At 63.8% G+C, this 17,594-nt stretch carries 15 protein-coding genes; 12 read left to right on the forward strand and 3 right to left on the reverse strand.

What is annotated here, in order from left to right; genetic code table 11:
• The first annotated feature begins 10 nt into the window (after positions 1-10).
• From IE038_RS03770 to IE038_RS03815, 10 genes are read left to right on the forward strand one after another with little or no spacing between them, the layout of a single operon-like run.
• Positions 11-1,681 (forward strand): DUF1302 domain-containing protein, encoded by a 1,671-nt coding sequence (locus tag IE038_RS03770; protein WP_163939785.1) that lies wholly within the window; start codon positions 11-13, stop codon positions 1,679-1,681.
• Between the two features lie 14 nt (positions 1,682-1,695).
• Positions 1,696-3,063: a DUF1329 domain-containing protein gene (locus IE038_RS03775; protein WP_163939786.1), complete on the forward strand. Its 1,368-nt coding sequence runs from the start codon at positions 1,696-1,698 to the stop codon at positions 3,061-3,063.
• Between the two features lie 52 nt (positions 3,064-3,115).
• Positions 3,116-4,177, forward strand: a complete 1,062-nt coding sequence (locus tag IE038_RS03780) for a WD40/YVTN/BNR-like repeat-containing protein (protein WP_189395169.1) — start codon at positions 3,116-3,118, stop codon at positions 4,175-4,177.
• A gap of 3 nt (positions 4,178-4,180) precedes the next feature.
• Positions 4,181-6,685, forward strand: coding sequence for an efflux RND transporter permease subunit (locus tag IE038_RS03785; protein WP_189395170.1), 2,505 nt, complete (start codon positions 4,181-4,183; stop codon positions 6,683-6,685).
• Complete coding sequence (locus tag IE038_RS03790; RefSeq protein WP_189395171.1) at positions 6,675-7,865, forward strand: MFS transporter; 1,191 nt, start codon at positions 6,675-6,677, stop codon at positions 7,863-7,865. Before IE038_RS03785 ends, IE038_RS03790 begins: the two co-directional genes overlap by 11 nt.
• Complete coding sequence (locus IE038_RS03795; protein ID WP_163938842.1) at positions 7,862-8,635, forward strand: SDR family NAD(P)-dependent oxidoreductase; 774 nt, start codon at positions 7,862-7,864, stop codon at positions 8,633-8,635. The genes IE038_RS03790 and IE038_RS03795 overlap by 4 nt, the downstream gene beginning before the upstream one ends.
• Positions 8,636-8,646: 11 nt before the next feature.
• Complete coding sequence (locus tag IE038_RS03800; RefSeq protein ID WP_163938844.1) at positions 8,647-9,219, forward strand: cupin domain-containing protein; 573 nt, start codon at positions 8,647-8,649, stop codon at positions 9,217-9,219.
• On the forward strand, positions 9,216-10,208 hold the full coding sequence (locus IE038_RS03805; protein WP_189395172.1) for a fumarylacetoacetate hydrolase family protein: 993 nt from the start codon (positions 9,216-9,218) through the stop codon (positions 10,206-10,208). The genes IE038_RS03800 and IE038_RS03805 overlap by 4 nt, the downstream gene beginning before the upstream one ends.
• On the forward strand, positions 10,199-11,191 hold the full coding sequence (locus tag IE038_RS03810; protein ID WP_163938846.1) for an NAD-dependent epimerase/dehydratase family protein: 993 nt from the start codon (positions 10,199-10,201) through the stop codon (positions 11,189-11,191). Before IE038_RS03805 ends, IE038_RS03810 begins: the two co-directional genes overlap by 10 nt.
• The gene (locus IE038_RS03815; RefSeq protein WP_163938848.1) at positions 11,182-11,964 is read left to right on the forward strand and encodes a cyclase family protein; all 783 of its coding nucleotides are present in this window, start codon (positions 11,182-11,184) and stop codon (positions 11,962-11,964) included. The genes IE038_RS03810 and IE038_RS03815 overlap by 10 nt, the downstream gene beginning before the upstream one ends.
• 144 nt (positions 11,965-12,108) lie before the next feature.
• On the opposite strand, the gene IE038_RS03820 is transcribed toward IE038_RS03815, so the two are convergent.
• Positions 12,109-12,531: a hypothetical protein gene (locus tag IE038_RS03820; protein WP_163938850.1), complete on the reverse strand. Its 423-nt coding sequence runs from the start codon at positions 12,529-12,531 to the stop codon at positions 12,109-12,111.
• A 249-nt stretch (positions 12,532-12,780) separates the two neighbouring features.
• On the reverse strand, positions 12,781-13,785 hold the full coding sequence (locus IE038_RS03825; protein WP_163938852.1) for a sensor domain-containing diguanylate cyclase: 1,005 nt from the start codon (positions 13,783-13,785) through the stop codon (positions 12,781-12,783).
• Between the two features lie 292 nt (positions 13,786-14,077).
• Between IE038_RS03825 and IE038_RS03830 the strand changes: the two genes are divergently transcribed.
• Positions 14,078-14,839: a DUF2262 domain-containing protein gene (locus IE038_RS03830; protein WP_163938855.1), complete on the forward strand. Its 762-nt coding sequence runs from the start codon at positions 14,078-14,080 to the stop codon at positions 14,837-14,839.
• A 14-nt stretch (positions 14,840-14,853) separates the two neighbouring features.
• Here the strand turns inward: IE038_RS03830 and IE038_RS03835 are convergent, their stop codons facing one another.
• Positions 14,854-15,567, reverse strand: coding sequence for a murein L,D-transpeptidase catalytic domain family protein (locus IE038_RS03835; protein ID WP_163938857.1), 714 nt, complete (start codon positions 15,565-15,567; stop codon positions 14,854-14,856).
• Between the two features lie 146 nt (positions 15,568-15,713).
• On the opposite strand from IE038_RS03835, the gene IE038_RS03840 reads away from it, so the two are divergent.
• Positions 15,714-17,285, forward strand: coding sequence for a L,D-transpeptidase family protein (locus IE038_RS03840; RefSeq protein WP_163938859.1), 1,572 nt, complete (start codon positions 15,714-15,716; stop codon positions 17,283-17,285).
• The last annotated feature ends 309 nt before the right edge of the window (positions 17,286-17,594 follow it).

The following is a 17,594-nucleotide window of genomic DNA, read 5'->3' on the forward strand; positions in this document are numbered from 1 at the left end:
GGAAACCACGATGTTGACTCGCAAAGGTGCATTCGCACGGCCATTGCCGACGCTCAAGCCCCTCAGCCTGGCGCTTGTCGCGCTGGCTGCAAGCCAGGCGCAGGCCTTCGAATTCGACACCGGCAACCCCGACCTGCGGGTGCGCTGGGACAATACGCTGAAATACAGCGCCGCCTGGCGCACCCAGGACGCCAGCAGCAAGCTCACCGAAGGGCAGACCGCGCTGAACCTGGACGATGGTGATCGCAACTTCGACAAGGGCCTGATCTCCAATCGCCTCGACCTGCTGTCCGAGCTGGACATCACTTATCACAACGTCGGCGCGCGGGTCAGTGGTGCGGCCTGGTACGACGATGTCTACAACCGGGGCACCGACAATAACGACCCCAGCCGCGCCAACAGCTATTCAGTCGGCTACGACGAATTTACCGACGACACCCGCACCCTGCACGGGCGCAAGGGCGAGTTGCTCGATGCCTTCATCTTCGGCAAGACCGAGATCGGCGACATGCCGCTGTCCGGCCGTCTTGGCCAGTACGCCATGCAGTGGGGCGAAAGCCTGTTCTACGGCATGAACGGCATCGCTGGCGGCATGGCGCCGGTGGATGTGGTCAAGGGCCTGTCGGTACCCAACACGCAGTTCAAGGAGTTGATCCGGCCGGTGCAGCAGATTTCCGGGCAACTTCAACTGACGCCGGATGTGTCGGTGGGGGCCTACTACCAGTTCGAGTGGGAGGCCAACCGCCTGCCGGCGGCGGGTAGCTATTTTTCCACAGACGACTTTTTCGGCGATGGCGCCGAGCGCATGTTCGTCGGGGCGCCGGTGTTCCCGGGTGGCCAGCCCCTGGCGTTCTTCCACGGCCACGATAAGCAAGCCAAGGACTCGGGGCAGGGCGGTGTGCAGTTGCGCTGGCGTACCGAGACGGTCGACTGGGGCCTGTATGCCATCCGCTTCCACGACAAGTCGCCGCAGCTCAACGTGCGCCCGGACTTCGCCAGCCTCGACCCGGTCAGCGGCAAGGCCGGCGAGTTCTACTGGGTGTACCCCGAAGGCATCGAAGCCTTTGGTGCCAGCTTCTCCACCACCCTGGGCAACTTCAACCTGGCCGGCGAATTGTCCACGCGCTGGAACCAGCCGCTGGCCTCTACCAGCCAGCATGCGTTGGCCGTGGGCGAGGCAATCGACAACGAAGACAACCCGCTGTACGCCACCGGCCGCACGCTGCACGCCAACTTCTCCTGGCTTGCCAGCCTGGAGCCGAACTTCATCGCTGCCGAGTCGAGCTTCCTTGGCGAAATCGCCTGGAACCGGGTGATGAGCGTGAGCAAGAACGCTGATGCCATCGACCCCAACGCCGACCGCGACGCCACCAGCCTGCGCCTGGTGTTCGAGCCGATGTACCGGCAGATCCTGCCCGGCCTCGACCTGTCGGTGCCGATCGGTGCGAGCTACACCAACGGCGCGTCGATGGCGCTGGGCACCGGCTTTGGCACCGACCATGGCGGCGACCTGAACATCGGCCTGAAGGGCAACTACCTCAACACCTGGAGCCTGGGCCTGACCTACACGCACTTCTACGGCCCGGAGAACACCTTCCTCGACGCCGACAGCCACTACACCTTCGAACAGTCGCTCAAAGACCGCGACTTCATCGCCTTCACCGTCAGCCGCACCTTCTGACCGAGGACTACCCGATGAAACACAACAAGAAAGTCGTTTCCCTGTTCACTGCCCTGAGCGCCTCACTACTGTTCGCCCACGGCGCCGTTGCCGCAGTGTCCGCCGAACAGGCGGCCACTCTCAAGACTACCCTGACCCCCTTGGGCGGCGAGCGTGCTGGCAATGCTGATGGCAGTATACCGACCTGGACCGGTGGCTACACCAAGGCCGACCCGGCCTACAAGGAAGGCGGCAAGCGCGGCGACCCGTTTGCCAGCGACAAGCCGCTGCTGACCATCACCGCGCAGAACATGGCGCAGTACGCCGACAAGCTGGCGCCGGGCATCCAGGCGATGCTCAAGAAATACCCATACAGCTACCGCCTTGATATCTACCCGACCCACCGCAGCGCTGCCGCGCCACAGTCGGTGTACGACGCCACCTTCGCCAACGCCACCAGCGGCAAACTGGTGGACGGACCCGCAGGCCCCATGCCTGAAGGCGCATCCGGCGGCATTCCGTTCCCGATCCCGGCCAACGGCGTGGAAGCCATGTGGAACCACCTGCTGCGTTGGCGTGGTGCGTCCTGGCACGCCAGCTTCAACCAGTACCTGACCACCGCCGACGGCAAGCACGTGCTCACCAACGACTCGCGCGCCGACCTGCAGATGCCTTGGTACCTGCCTGGCGGCAGTGGCGACAAGGGGGTGTTCTGGTCAATCCGCATGACCAACGACGGCCCGCCACTGCGCGCCGGCGAGGCCATCACCGGCCTGGAAAACCTCAACGCCGACAAAGCTGCGGTCTGGACCTACCTGCCGGGCCAGCGCCGTGTGCGCCGTCTGCCCAATGCTTGCTGCGACACGCCGACCCCGGCCACCGCAGGAGTCATGAGTTTCGATGAGCTGTACGTGTTCAACGGTCGCCTTGACCGCTTCGACTGGAAGCTGGTGGGCAAGAAGGAGATGTACATCCCCTACAACGCCAACAAGGTGTTCACTGCCAGTAACGCCGAGGCGCTGCTCGATCCGCATCACCTGACCCCCGAATCCATCCGCTGGGAGCTGCACCGTGTATGGGTGGTCGAGGCGACCCTGAAGAATGGCCAGCGCCACGTGATGCCGCGCAGCACCTATTACCTCGACGAGGACACCTGGGCGGCTGTGCTCGGCGAGCGCTACGACGCGCGTGACCAGTTGGCTAAGGTGGTCTGGACCTCGCCGGTGGTGCTGCCCGACCTGCCAGGCGTGGTGACCCTGACCAACGGCTTCTACGACCTGCTCTCCGGTGCCTGGTTCGCCGGGGACCTGTTCGCCGGCAAGAACGAGCAGTACCGCATCGTGCCGCCCTATAAGGACTCGGTATTCACCGCCGACGCCATGGCTGGCGAGGGCGTGCGCTGAGCGGGCGCACTGCGCCCGCGGTACCCACTAAAAGAACAAAAGGTTGCGTGCGATGAACAAGATGCTCTACGGCTGGCTGCTGGCAGCCTGTTGCGGGCTGCCGTCGGCCTTCGCCGGTGGTAGTGTGGATGTACTCGCGCAGCCCGCGGTGCAAGGGCCCCAGGCCCTGCATGCGGTGCTGCAGGACGTGGCCCGCGCCGGCGCGCGCCTGGTGTCGGTGGGCGAGCGTGGCGTGGTGCTGCTTTCCGACGACAACGGCGCGACTTGGCGCCAGGCCAAGGCTGTGCCGGTGAGCGTCAGCCTGACTGCCGTGCAGTTCGTCGACGAGCGCAACGGTTGGGCGGTCGGCCACGCTGGCGTGGTGTTGCACAGCGAGGATGGCGGCGAGCACTGGGGCTTGCAACTCGACGGCAAGCGCGCTGCCGCCCTGGAGGTGCAGGCAGCCGAAGCGTCCGCTGACGAAGGCCGCCTCGCGGCGGCGCAAAGGCTGCAGGCTGATGGCGCGGACAAGCCGCTGCTCGCGCTGAGCTTCGCCGATGCACGCCACGGCCTGGTCGTGGGCGCCTATGGCCTGGCCATGAGCACGGCCGACGGTGGGCGCAGCTGGCAGTCGGCCATGGGCCTGTTGCCGAATCGGCGCGGGCTGCACCTTTACGCACTGGCCCGCCAGGGCGCCAACCTGTACGTCGCCGGCGAGCAGGGCCTGCTATTGCGCTCGCGCGATGGCGGTGAGCATTTCGACGCGCTGCGAAGCCCGTACGACGGTAGCTACTTCGCTGCCGCCGTGTTGCCCGACGGCCGCCTGCTGGTCGGCGGCCTGCGCGGTTCGCTGTTCGCTTCCGATGACGGTGGCGACAGCCTCCAGGCGCTGGCCAACCCGGTTCCGGCATCGCTCAATGCCATGCGCGTCGCGGGTGGCCAGTTGTTGCTCGCCAACCAGGCGGGGATGCTGCTGCGCAGTGGTCTGGAGCGATTTGCCGCGCAGCCTGTGGCGGTCTCCGATGGCCTGCCACTGACCGCCGCCACCGCCGCCGCCGACGGTGCCATCGTTGCCGTCGGCATGGCCGGCGCGCGCCGCCTGGAATCTTCCTCCCTTTCCACCACGACGGACTGAGCCATGCACGCCATGAATTCACCTGCGCCGTCCAGCGGCCGTCTCGACGACTTCGACAGCACGTCCGGTTCGCTGCTGGAACGTGCCTTGTTCAACCACCGTGCGCTGGTGTTGTTGCTGTGCCTGGCAACGACCCTGCTGCTCGGTGGGCAGGCTTCGCGCCTGACCCTCAACGCCAGCTTCGAGAAGATGATCCCGCGCGATCACCCGTTCATCCACAACTACCTGGAACACCGCCAGGAACTTGCCGGCTTGGGCAACGCCGTGCGTATCGCGGTAGCCAACCCGCGTGGCAGCATCTACGACAAGGACTACCTGCATAGTCTGCAGCAGCTCAACGACGCGGTGTACCTGCTGCCGGGGGTCGACCGTGCGGCGATGAAGTCGTTGTGGACCCCGTCCACCCGCTGGACCGGGGTGACCGAGGAAGGCCTGGAAGGCGGCCCGGTGATTCCTGATGGCTACGATGGCGCTGCCGCCAGCCTGGAGGCGCTCAAGCGCAACGTCGAGCGTTCCAACGAGATTGGCCAGCTGGTGGCCTTCGATCAGCGCTCGAGCATCCTCTACGTGCCGCTGCTGGAAAACACCCCGGACGGTCATGCGCTTGACTACTCGGCCTTCGCCCATGAGCTGGAGACTTTGCGCGAACGCTTTCAGGCGCAGGGCGTGGAGATCCACATCAGTGGTTTCGCCAAGGTCGTCGGCGACCTGATCGACGGGCTGCAGCAGATCCTGCTGTTCTTCGCCGCCGCCATCGCCATCACCGCCGGTGTGCTGTACTGGTACACCCGTTGCGTGCGCAGTACCGCGCTGGTGGTGGTGTGCTCGCTGGTGGCGGTGATCTGGCAGCTCGGCCTGCTGCCGTTGCTCGGCTATGAGCTCGACCCCTACTCGGTGCTGGTGCCGTTCCTGGTGTTCGCCATCGGCATGAGCCACGGCGCGCAGAAGATGAATGGCATCATGCAGGACATCGGCCGCGGCATGCATCGCTTGGTGGCGGCGCGCTTCACCTTCCGCCGGCTGTTCCTGGCCGGTCTCACCGCGCTACTGTGCGATGCCGTGGGTTTCGCCGTGCTGATGATCATCCAGATTCAGGTGATCCAGGACCTGGCGGTGATCGCCAGCCTGGGCGTGGCGGTTTTGATCTTCACCAACCTGATCCTGCTGCCGGTGCTGCTCTCCTATGTGGGCGTCAGCGGCCGTGCGGCGCAGCGCAGCCTGCGTGCCGAAGAGGGCGATGCCAGGGGGGCGCGCAAGCATGCGCTGTGGCGCTTCCTCGACCTGTTCACTCGCCGCCGCTGGGCTGCCGCGTGCATCGCCGTGGCCGCACTGATGGCTGCCGGAGGCTACGCCGTGAGCCTGCACCTGAAGGTCGGTGACCTCGATGCCGGCGCCCCCGAGCTGCGCGCCGATTCGCGTTACAACCGCGACAACGCGTTCGTCACCCGGCACTACGGCGCCAGTAGCGATGTCTTTGCTGTTATGGTGCGCACCGCCCCTGGTGGCTGCTCGGCCTATGACACCTTGAAACGCGTGGACGACCTGGACTGGCAGTTGCGTGGCCTGCAGGGCGTGGACTCGACCAACTCGCTGGCGCAGCTCAACCGCCGAGTGCTGGTCGGCCTCTCCGAAGGCAGCCCGAAGTGGTACGACCTTGTCAACAACCAGGCGACCCTGAACATGGTCACCGCGGGCGCCCCTCGCGGGCTGTACAACGACGACTGCAGCCTGCTGACGCTCTACGCCTACCTCACCGATCACAAGGCCGACACCCTGGCACGGGTAGTGGACAGCGTCCAGGGCTTTGCCCAGGCCAACGACAGCGACCAGGCCAGTTTCCTCCTGGCTGCCGGCAGCGCCGGTATCGAGGCTGCCACCAACCAGGTGGTGAAACAGGCCAACCGCGACATGCTCTGGTGGGTCTACGGCGCGGTGATCCTGCTCTGCCTGGTGACCTTCCGGTCCTGGCGCGCGGTGCTGTGCGCGGTACTGCCGCTGGTGCTGACCTCGATCCTCTGCGAAGCGTTGATGGTTGCCCTGGGCATCGGCGTGAAGGTGGCGACCTTGCCGGTGATTGCCCTGGGCGTCGGCATCGGCGTGGACTACGCGCTGTACGTGATGAGCATCGTCCTGGCCCAGTTGCGCCAGGGCGCGAGCCTGTCCCAGGCGTACTACCGTGCGCTGTTGTTCACCGGCAAGGTCGTGATGCTCACCGGCATCACCCTGGCCATCGGCGTCGGCACCTGGATCTTCTCGCCGATCAAGTTCCAGGCCGACATGGGCGTGCTGCTGGCCTTCATGTTCGTCTGGAACATGGTCGGCGCGTTGATCCTGTTGCCGGCGCTGGCCTACTTCCTCTTGCCGCAGCGTCAGGTGCGCGCGGATCAGGAGCGCCAGCCAGCATTGCCGACGTATGAACATACGACGAGGCAGCACGAGCACGCTGGTGCAACGGTGGAGCAGGGTGCCCGCTTGCGCCCGCTCAAGGAGATCAGTCATGGCCGCTGAACGTACCGCCGCAAGCCCCCAGGCCGCCTTGTTGCTGTTCGGCAGTTGCCTGCCCGTGCTGGGCGCGGTGCTGATCGCACCGGTGCTGCCACGCATGCATGCGCATTTTGCCGAGACAGCGGGCGTTGCAGTGCTGGTGCCGGTGGCGCTGACCCTGCCGGCACTGGTGATCGCCTTGCTGGCACCGCTGGCCGGGGTACTGGCCGACCGAATGGGACGGCGGGCGCTGCTGCTGGCGAGCATGTTGCTCTACAGCCTTTGCGGCGTGTTGCCGTTGTGGCTGGATTCACTGGCCCTGATCGTCGCCAGCCGCGCCGGCATCGGCCTGGCCGAAGCCGGCATCATGACCTGCTGCACCACGCTGATGGGCGATTACTTCGATGGCCAGCGTCGGGCGCGGCTGTTCGCCTTGCAGATGGTGGTCACCTCGTTGTCGGCAGCGTTGTTCATGGGCGTGGGCGGCGCACTGGGTGAGAGCGACTGGCGTACGCCGTTCGCACTCTACGCGGTGGGCGTGCTGTGCTTGCCGCTGATGGCCGCGCTGCTGTGGGAGCCGCGCGCCTGCCATAGCGCAGCCGAAGCGACGGCGCAGTCGCGTTTCCCATGGGCCGCCCTGGCGCCGTTGTACCTGCTGACCGGGTTGGCCGGTGTCAGCCTGTTCATCGTCCCGGTACAGGCCGGCTACGTGCTGCAACTACTGCAGGTCGATGCGCCCCGACAGGTCGGCCTGGCCATGGGCGCCAACCAGCTCGGCGTGCTGGCCGGTGCCCTGGCCTTCCGCTTGCTGGCGCGCTTGCCGGTCGCTCGCCTGCTGGCCCTGGGCTTTGCCACGGCGGGGTTTGGTGGCGGCCTGCTGGCGCTGGCGAGCGGCTATGCGCCGGTGGTGCTGGCGGTGCTGGTCAATGGTCTGGGTGTGGGGTTGTTGTTGCCGACCCTGATCACCCGGGTGATGCAGCAGGTCGGTTTCGACCAGCGAGGCCGCGCCACGGGCGGGTTCACCGCGGCGATTTTCGCGGGTGAGTTCATCAGCCCCTTGCTGGTGCTGGCACTGATGGCCGGTATGGCTATGCAGCTGCCGCATGCGCTGCTGGTGATTGCCCTCGGTCAGTTGGCGCTGGCGCCAGCGTGCCTGTCGTTGATGCGTCACCAGCGTGCGGCGGTAGGGATAGGTGCACCATGAGCGAATGGTTTTCCCTGGCGGGCAAGACCGCCCTCATCACTGGCGCCACCCGTGGCATCGGCCTGGCCATTGCCCGCGAGTACGGGCGCGCGGGGGCGCGTATCGCCATCAGCAGCGAATCTGCCGAGGCTTGCACGCAGGCCGTGGCACAGCTGGCGCAAGAGGGCATCGAGGCCATCGCCCTGGTGGCTGACCTGCGCGAAGCCCAAGCGGTACAGGGCTTGGCCAATCAATGCCTGGCGCATTTCGGAGGGCTCGACGCGCTGGTGTGCAACGCAGGCGTCGCGCCGCACCTTGGGCCGTTGTCCACGGCCAGCGACGCCGATTGGGAGCTGACCTTCAGCGTCAACCTGCGCAGCGCCGTATGGCTGACCACTGCATTGCTGCCGACCATGGCCGAGGGCGGTGGTGGCAGCGTGGTGCTGATGGCCAGCATCGCCGGTGTGCGCGGCAACAAGGGGCTGGGCCTGTATGGGTTGTCGAAGGCCGGTCTGGCACAACTGGCGCGCAACCTGGCGGTGGAGTGGGGGCCGGCGAACATTCGTGTCAATGCCATCAGCCCCGGCGTCATCCAGACCGAGTTTGCCCGGCCATTGACCGATAACCCGGATGTCTTGCAACGGCGCCTGGCGCTGACGCCGTTGCGCCGGGTCGGGCGCCCCGAAGAGGTGGCGGCCCTGGCACTGCTGCTCGCCGCTCCCGGCGGCGCATTCATCAGCGGACAGAATCTTATTGTCGACGGTGGCACGACCATCGGCGACGGCAATTGAAAGGAGACAGCATGCAATCGCTTCCTGCATTCAAACGTGTGGTCACCGGCCACAATGCCGAGGGTCAGGCGGTTGTCGCCAGTTGTGGCTCGACGCCGAACAACTTCCCGCTCAAGGCGGTGCCGGGCACCTTGTTCTACGAAGTCTGGAACAGTGTCGGCAGCCCGGCGCAACTGGATAACGGCGACGATCCGACCGCGCAGCCCCTGCAACTGAGCCCTGGCCCGCTGGGCAGCGTGATCCGTGTGGTGGACATTCCGCCGGACAGCGTGCAGAACCAGGTAAGTGCCGAGGAGGCGGCGGCAGCCTTCGCCGAAATCGGCGAGGCCAGTGCCGGCACCGGCAAGTCGGACTCCAGGCACAAGCTGATGCACCGCACCCAGACCCTGGACTACGGCATCGTCACCGAGGGCGAGGTCTGGCTGGTACTGGACGATGGCGAAGTCCACCTCAAACGTGGCGACATCGTGGTCCAGCGCGGTACCAACCACGCCTGGAGTAACCGCAGCGAACAGATGGCGCGGATGGTCTTCATCCTGCTCGACGGGCGCTATGCCGATGACCTGAAGGAGCTGCTGCCATGAAGCTCGCAACGCTGAACGACGGCAGCCGCGATGGCCGCCTGCTGGTGGTGGCGCGTGACCTTGAGCGCGCGGTCGATGCCAGCGACATCGCTGGCAGCCTGAAGGTTGCCCTGGAGAACTGGCCCCAGGTCGAAGCCCGCTTGCAGGCGCTGTACCAGCGGCTCAACGATAACGTGGCCGCAGACGCTTTCGACCTCGACCCGGCGCAACTGGCCGCGCCTTTGCCACGGGCCAGCCAATGGCTGGACGGCTCATGCTTCCTCAGCCATGGCGAGCTGATGCAGAAGGCCTTCAACCTCGACCCGATCGAAGGCGTCGAGCACATCCCGCTGATCTACCAGGGTGCCAGCGACGACTTCCTTGGGCCGTGCGCGGACATCCCTTTGCCGAGCGAGGCCCACGGCATCGATTTCGAGGGGGAGTTCGCCGTGCTGCTGGATGACGTGCCCATGGGCTGCGCGGCGGAGCAGGCCTTGCAGCATGTGCGCCTGGTTCTGCAGCTCAACGACGTCAGCCTGAGGGCCCTGGCCCCGCGGGAGATGAGGACCGGTTTCGGCTTTCTCCAGGCTAAGCCGGCCAGCAGTTTCGCGCCGGTGGCGGTCACCCCGGATGAACTCGGCGAGGCCTGGCGCGACGGCCGGGTGCACCTTGCGCTGCAGGTGCAGTGGAATGGCGAGTGGTTTGGCCATCCCTATGGCGGCGCCATGCACTTCGGCTTTCATCAGCTGATTGCCCACGCGGCGCTGACCCGGCGCTTGAGTGCCGGCACGCTGGTGGGCTCCGGTACCGTTTCCAACGCCGATCGCAGCGTGGGCTCGGCGTGTATCGCCGAGCGCCGCGCCATCGAAACCCTTGCATCCGGTGCGCCGCGCACAGATTTCATGCGCTTTGGCGACCGGGTGCGGATGGAGGCACGCGGGCCGGGGGGCGAGGTGCTGTTCGGCGCCATCGACCAGCGCGTGGTCCAGGGAGGCTGGCCATGCGTGTGATGGTCACCGGTGCCAATGGCTTCGTCGGTCGGCTGTTGGTGCGGCGCTTGCTGGAGACCGGCGAGGTACGCGGGCGGCGGATCGAAGCGTTGCTGGTGCTGGACCAGGCACTGGACGGCCTGCCCGAGGATGCACGCCTGCGTCGTCACCACGGCAGCATCACCGACGCGGCTTTGCTGCGCCGGGCGCTGGCCGATGGCGTGGATGTCGTCTTCCACCTGGTCAGCGTACCGGGCGGTGCTGCCGAGGCGCAGTACGAGCTGGGTTACCAGGTGAACCTGCAAGCCAGCCTCGAGCTGCTCAACCAGTTGCGCAACCCCAATCGCCCACCGGTGCTGGTGTATGCCAGCAGCGTCGCAGTGTACGGCGGTGAGTTGCCGGCTCGCATGGACGAAGGCCAGCCGGCGTCACCGCAACTGTCTTATGCAGCGCACAAGCGCATGGTGGAAATCGCCTTGCAGGATCTGGCCCGACGCGGCGAAGTGGATGGTCGCGCACTGCGCCTTCCTGGCATCGTCGCCCGACCGCGCGAGCCGAACGGTTTGCGCTCGGCGTTCATGAGCGACCTGCTGCATACCTATGCGGCAGGGGAGGCCTACACCTGTCCGGTATCTCCCGAGGCGTGTGCCTGGTGGATGTCTGCGCGTTGTTGCGTGGACAACCTGCTGCGCGCCGCAGAGCTGGACGACCTTGGCAGCCAGCGCATCTGGCAACTGCCGGTGCTGCACCTGTCCATCGCCCAGGTGCTGGCCGGCCTGGCGGACAGCTTTGGTGCGGACAACCTCGCGCGTATCGCCTTCGACCCGGACCCGCAGCTCGAAGCCCTGTTCGGCCGTTATCCGCCATTGCGCAGCCCCCAGGCTCGCGAACTGGGCTTCTGCCATGACGGTTCGGTGGCCGGGCTGCTACGCAATGCCCTCGACCTGCCATCCCGTCGCAACCGCTGCGTCGTCAGCCGCAAAGGAGTCTTCTCATGGCCTTGAACACACGTCGTCTGCTGGACCTGTCTGTAACCCTGGACAACAACCCCTACACAGATCCGCCGCCCCTGCTGCCGAAGATCGACTACATGGACCACCAGCAGGGTTGGCCGGAGATGGCCGCGATGTTTCCCGGGCTGCGCAAGGAAGACTTGCCGGGTGATGAGTCGTGGGCGGCGGAGCGCCTGCAGATCACTACCCACAGCGGTACCCATATGGATGCGCCCTGGCACTACGCATCGACTACCGACGGCGGCAAGCCGGCCTTCGGCATCGATGAACTGCCGCTGGAATGGTGCTTGCAGCCGGGGGTGAAGCTGGACTTTCGGGATTTGCCGGATGGTCACGTGGTCACGGCGGCGCAGGTCGAGACCGAGCTTGAACGTATCGGTCACGAATTGCAGCCGCTGGACATCGTGCTGGTGAACACCCGGGCGGGCAGCCTCTTCGGTCAGCCTGGCTACCTTGAGGCCGGGGTGGGCATGGGGCGCGAGGCGACGCTGTACCTGTTGGAGCGGGGGGTGAGGGTGGTTGGCACCGATGCTTGGAGCTGGGACGCCCCGTTCAAGTACACCCGCGAACGCTTCAATGAAACCGGTGATGCCTCGCTTATCTGGGAGGGACACAAGGCCGGGCGCGATATCGGATACGGACAAATGGAGAAGCTGGCCAATCTGGAGCAGTTGCCGGCAGATGGGTTTCTGGTCAGTTGCTTCCCGTACAAGATCCGTCATGCTTCGGCAGGTTTTGTCCGGGCCGTGGCGATTCTGGAGTAACGGGTCCTCCGCGCCTGCGGAAAACGGCTTTCTATGACCGCTATGGGTCGATAGCTGCCAGTCGCGACTGACCGCTTTCGACCCAAAGCGGACGTCCATCCTTAGTTAGCGCTGATACAGGCAGCATTGTGACGACAAGGCCCATCAGGACCAAATCTGCATCACTCCCACCAGATGGACCAAGCCAAACAATGTACAGATGGCCGAACTGATCGCAATGAACTGAGTGGATCGGCCCGTACCCACCAGGAAAAACGGCCCCACTAGCCCGCGTAACAGGTAGACAAGCGTTATTGCGACGAGCGCCGGACGCAGCAGCGGCAGAGGACTCATCACCCCAGCCCCGGAAAGTGCGTAGGCTGCCCACGACACCAGTACCAGTGCGATGCCCAGCGTGATGAGCGGCGGATGAATCTTACCTCTTTCAGCTGCGCTGACGAAACGTTCGCCAGCGCCAAACAGCCGGTATCCCACTGGCCCCATAAAGATAGCCACCACATGTAAAGTTGCCGCCACGAGGCTTAGCACACCCCCGACGATCAAGGACCAGTTGTAGTCAGCAGCCATGCATCTCACCTCTTCCATGATTGTTACCAGCCTGGTTCCAAGCTATTGACCTGCCGTGGCTCGTTTGCTCACGACCCACGGTCGCCATGCAAGAATAGCTGCTTGGGGCGACTGCTAGCGAGCCGACATTTGTCCGGCTCATCCTGAAGAACAATACCTAGGCCTAAAGCCTCGGCCCGAGCTGGCTGACAGGACGGTCCATTACAGACAGTGACCGCTATCGACCCTTGGCAGAAGCTCACAGGTTCTCTATGAATGATTGGTAGTTGTTTGTTCTTCTGCACGTTCAACTGCAGACCAGCACGCTACCCCCTCCAACTGCACATGTTCAATGCGGTGCCGTCCATTGTTTTTAGCCGCATATAGCTGCTGGTCTACGGCGTTGATGAAGTCTGTAGGCTTTTCCCGCTCACCTGGCACCACCGAGCCCGCGCCTATGCTGACAGTGACGCGGTGGCCATGTGGCGATAGCGCATGCACGATGGACTGCTTCTGAATCAACCGCTGGCAGCGGTCAGCAACTTTACGCGCCACCTCAGCATCGGCTTCGGGCAGCAGCACGACAAACTCTTCGCCTCCATAGCGAGCCACAAGATCACGAGGGCCATCCAACGCCAAACTCAGCGTCTGGGCAATCGCTATCAAACATTTGTCGCCTTGAATATGGCCGTACAAATCGTTGTATTGCTTGAAAAAATCGACGTCAAACAACAGCAGAGACAGTGGCTGGCGCTCGCGGCGCGCACGTTCCCACTCCAACTCGAAACAGCTATCGAAGCGGCGGCGGTTGGCGATATTCGTCAAACCGTCCTTGAACGAAAGCACCTCTAGCTCTTTCTGCAAGCTCAGCAGTTGGTCCTCGGTCTTCTTGCGTTCGCTGATGTCAAACATGAAGCCGATCAGTGCTTCGACCTCGCCCTTGTCATTGCGCACCACGTGCACAACGTCGCGAATCCACACATAGCCGTTGTCCTTGGTCAGCGCTCGGTAGTCCGCCTCATGGTCCACGCCAGCCTGGGATTGTGCCACGCAGAAATTCACCACATATTCGCGATCTTCTGGATGCATGCGCATAGCCCAGTCTTCCACGCTCACCCAACTTTCAGGACTCCAGCCCAGCAACGCCTCGATTTGAGGGCCGATATAGGCGAATTTCATCGAGGTCCAATCAATCTTCCAAGGAATCGCCTTGGTCGACTCCAGCAAGGTTCTGTACACCTCACTGTCATTAACAAACTCGCTTACTTCGGACATACACAATAGCCCTCAGATCCATATCAGTAAGCCACTTTAGCCTGAAGCCGTCAGTCGTGGAAATGTACTGAGCGACTATTGCTGGCCGACTCTTGCCGGTCATGAGGGGTAGAAAACGCCCCGAAGCAACCGCTCACGGCGTCTGCGAAATGAGGTGCGATAACACGAGTAATGGGCACTCTATGGCCCTTGGGTCACAGGGCAATGACCACGCTCTCGTGTGAAGCGTGCGCACAGCAACTGATACGTGGACAATAAGCCGGCCCCCACTACAGACAAAGGAAACGCGTGCATGTTGAACACGGATGAACCCATTATCGGGCTGGTCGATGCCTTTGGTTCAGGGGCGGGGTGTATCGGCAACACTGAGCAATGGACACTGGTGTTCTACCTGGCCGCCTGGAAACGCCAGGACGGTACCCTGACACAGCAGCGGCAGCGGTGTGAGATGCCGGTGGAAAAGAGTGCAGTCGAGCATTGGATGCGTCAGGTTCGTGCCTTCAGTCAGCATACCCTCCAGGTGCAGGGGGAAACGGCGAGCGGTGCAATCCTGGTGCGCAGTATCACACCTTGTCAGGCCGCCGATGCCGAGCTGAAGCGCATTGCGGATGACCTGCAAATCCCTGTGCGGCTGGATACCCCGGAATTTGGCGTGCTTGAGCGGGAAAAGTGCTCCGATCAGTTTGAGGGTACGGCAGTCTGGAACGGTTCAGAGATCAACCTGCTGTTGCGTTGCGCCGATCCCGAGAGCCCTCAGGCTGTCATCTCGCTGGCGGCGGGCTTGTTTCAGGCACAGCAGCAGTGGCACCGCCGTATCAGCGATTTTGCGTTGAGCCAACTGTTGCCGCTGAAGAACGAACACTGGCTTGGCGACGATGAAGGGGCGTGTTCTGCTGCAGACTTCCTGTCACGCATGAAACTGCTCACCATCGAAATCGACGCCGCCGGGGATTTCACCTTTTGGCACGAGGACGGTGAGCTGTTCTTCGGCCATGCCATCGAGGTCCGCGGCAATCTGGTTGATGGGCCGACGGACGCCGATATTGCTGGCTAGTGTGCCGCTGCGTTTCAGCCCCCGCTGGCGGTCAGGATGCTCGCCACCTGCCGTGGTTGGCAGTTGAGGTAGGCCGAGGATTTCAGCCAGCGTTGGTCGGGGTACCAGGAAAACATGAACTGACCGCCCTTGAGTTTGTCTATGACCTGTCGCGCCACTTGTGGTCGAACAGCCGGGCAGCCCTGGCTGCGGCCGATACGGCCCTGGCGTTGGCTCCACAAGGGGTTCACATAGTCAGCGGCATGAATCACGATGGCACGGTCCCGCGCTTGGTCGTTGAAGCCCGGCTCCAGGCCGTCCATGCGTAGCGAGTAACCGTGGCTGCCCTCATAGCTTTCCTGGGTGCGGAACAGCCCGAGGCTGGACTGGTAGCTGCCTTGGCGATTGGAAAACTGGGTGGCGAAATTTTCCCCGGACTTTTGACCATGGGCGACCAGGTCGCGCAGCACCACGGTCTTTTTGTTCAGGTCGAAGATCCAGAGCCGACGTGCCGTGGAGGGTTGGGAGTAGTCGATCACGGCCAGGTGTCGCGCTTGCCGGGCGCCGTTATTGACGGCACATTGCATGGCGCTCAGGGCGCCTTTTAGCGCTTGGGGATTGAGTTCTGGAGCGGCCTGCGAGAGGCTGTCATACAAAGCAGGGTTGTTTGTGTTGGCGGCGAACGTTGGCGTGCAGATCACGCCCAAGGTTGCTGTTGCCAGAAAAAGTCGGCACAAAAAGGTCAGCATGTGTGAAGAGTCTCCCTTGCCACTTTGACTCCTGACATCGTGTCGTCTCCCTCGGCAGCCTAGCGTGTACGCTGGCCCGATTACGTGTCGTATCTGCTGCAGAGGTTGACCGTCAACCGTGACGGCCATGGATTGGAGTAAAGCAGTTGTTCAAAAAGTCCGCATGTTACTTGAGCATTTGCTTGCTCGCTGCGCCATTGGTCGCGTTTGCCGAAGTGGCGCCTGTTGAGAATGAAAGCCCGCTGCAATTAGCGCTCACTCAATTGGCGGTCGCGTGCCCGGGCCTGGCCAAGCACGTGGACACGCCGATGCAGGTGCTGCTTCAGGCGTTCTATCAGCAGCAACATGGCCAGCAGGTCTGGTCGGTCGGCGGACGGGTGGCGGCCTTGCAGGCTGAGTTGCAGCACGTGGCCGACGATGGCCTGGACCCGGCCAACTACAAGTTGCCGACGAGTAATGTGGCAGGCGACGCGCTGTGTACTGACATCCAGATCAGCCAACAGTACCTTCAGGCCTTGCAGGATCTGCATTATGGCCGTTTGCCGCAGGGGCGTTTCGAGCCGTTGTGGCATGCCAACGAGGTGCCGCGTGATCGAGGTGCCGAGGTGCTGGCGATCGCCGGTCCGGGCCTGCAGAACATCGCCGTGGCCTTTGCCCAGGCCCGCCCGAGCCTGGAGCAGTATCAGCACCTGCGCCATGTCTATGCCCAGCAGCGGCAGCAGCCGTTGCCCAATTGGCAGTCGCTTGCCAGTGGCCCTTTGTTGCGCCCGGACATGCAGGATGCGCGCGTGCCGCAGCTTGCTCAGCGGCTGTTGAACGAGGGGTATTTGAGCCACCTCCCGGTTACCGTCGATTCGCACTACAGCGCCACGCTGGTCAGTGCGGTGAAAAATTTCCAGCTCAGCCATTCGCTGCAAGCGGACGGGGTGATCGGGCCGGGAACCTTGAGCGAGTTGAACGTCAGCCCGGCGGCGCGGCGCGAGCAGTTGCGGATCAACCTCGAACGCTTTCGCTGGCTGGCCCAGGACATGGAGCCCGACAGCCTGCTGGTGAATGTCGCGGCCGCCCAGTTGATCGTCTATCAGAACGGCGTACCGGTGTGGCAGACGCGCACGCAGGTAGGCCGTGCCGAGCGCCAGACCCCGCTGCTGAAGTCTCGGGTAACGCGCCTGACCCTGAACCCGACCTGGACCGTGCCACCGACCATTCTGCGTGAAGACAAACTCCCGGAAATTCGCCGGGATCAAACCTTCTTGAGCCGCCAGAACCTGCAGGTGCTGGACAGCGATGGGCAGCCACTGGCGCCGGATGAGATCGATTGGGAAAATCCCGGCAACATCCTTTTGCGTCAAGGCGCCGGGCCGAGGAACCCTCTGGGGCAGATGGCGATCCGTTTTCCCAACCCTTATTCGGTGTACCTGCACGACACGCCCAGCCAGGCGTTGTTCAATAAAGGGCCGCGGGCGTTCAGCTCGGGTTGCGTGCGGGTCGAGCACGCATTGCAGCTGCGCGATCTGCTGTTGAGCCCGGCCGAGCGTGCCCGCACCGACCAACTGCTGAGCACCGGGCTCACCCACGAGTTCCGCCTGGCAACGCCAGTACCGATTCTGCTCACGTACTGGACGGCCCAGGCCGACAGCCAGGGCAAGGTGTCCTATGCCCCGGATATCTACGGGCGTGATGGGGCATTATTGGCCGCGCTGGCTGCGAAGCGCTGACGCGGCGGGGCAAAACGCCCGATTTTGTCCTGTTCATACCCTCGATGCACCACCGCGTAGCGGCGCATACCGTCCGCTACGCGCCTTTTCATCCCAGCACCTCGGTTCCTCCGGTGTTTCTGTCGATTCCTGCGAGTTTTTGTTACCTCCTTGGAGGTAACGGCAGGCAGTTTGGCAAATAGATTGCTTTTACCTTTGGGAATGAAATTTTCTTTTTGGGAAATTTTGTTGGCGAACCTGAAGCTAGGGGGCGGGCGATGGGTCGCACGCCACTCATGAGAGCAATGCTGCATCACTGTTGAGGAATAC

The sequence above is a fragment of the Pseudomonas laurentiana genome (assembly GCF_014648275.1).
GTDB classification, from domain to species: Bacteria; Pseudomonadota; Gammaproteobacteria; order Pseudomonadales; family Pseudomonadaceae; genus Aquipseudomonas; species Aquipseudomonas laurentiana.

Coding starts and splice junctions, on each gene's coding strand:
- IE038_RS03810 (WP_163938846.1), top strand. CDS start 10,199: ATGCGTGTGATGGTCACCGGTGCCAATGGCTTCGTCGGTCGGCTGTTG.
- IE038_RS03825 (WP_163938852.1), bottom strand. CDS start 13,785: ATGTCCGAAGTAAGCGAGTTTGTTAATGACAGTGAGGTGTACAGAACC.
- IE038_RS03780 (WP_189395169.1), top strand. CDS start 3,116: ATGAACAAGATGCTCTACGGCTGGCTGCTGGCAGCCTGTTGCGGGCTG.
- IE038_RS03790 (WP_189395171.1), top strand. CDS start 6,675: ATGGCCGCTGAACGTACCGCCGCAAGCCCCCAGGCCGCCTTGTTGCTG.
- IE038_RS03830 (WP_163938855.1), top strand. CDS start 14,078: ATGTTGAACACGGATGAACCCATTATCGGGCTGGTCGATGCCTTTGGT.
- IE038_RS03800 (WP_163938844.1), top strand. CDS start 8,647: ATGCAATCGCTTCCTGCATTCAAACGTGTGGTCACCGGCCACAATGCC.
- IE038_RS03815 (WP_163938848.1), top strand. CDS start 11,182: ATGGCCTTGAACACACGTCGTCTGCTGGACCTGTCTGTAACCCTGGAC.
- IE038_RS03795 (WP_163938842.1), top strand. CDS start 7,862: ATGAGCGAATGGTTTTCCCTGGCGGGCAAGACCGCCCTCATCACTGGC.
- IE038_RS03775 (WP_163939786.1), top strand. CDS start 1,696: ATGAAACACAACAAGAAAGTCGTTTCCCTGTTCACTGCCCTGAGCGCC.
- IE038_RS03805 (WP_189395172.1), top strand. CDS start 9,216: ATGAAGCTCGCAACGCTGAACGACGGCAGCCGCGATGGCCGCCTGCTG.
- IE038_RS03785 (WP_189395170.1), top strand. CDS start 4,181: ATGCACGCCATGAATTCACCTGCGCCGTCCAGCGGCCGTCTCGACGAC.
- IE038_RS03770 (WP_163939785.1), top strand. CDS start 11: ATGTTGACTCGCAAAGGTGCATTCGCACGGCCATTGCCGACGCTCAAG.
- IE038_RS03835 (WP_163938857.1), bottom strand. CDS start 15,567: ATGCTGACCTTTTTGTGCCGACTTTTTCTGGCAACAGCAACCTTGGGC.
- IE038_RS03820 (WP_163938850.1), bottom strand. CDS start 12,531: ATGGCTGCTGACTACAACTGGTCCTTGATCGTCGGGGGTGTGCTAAGC.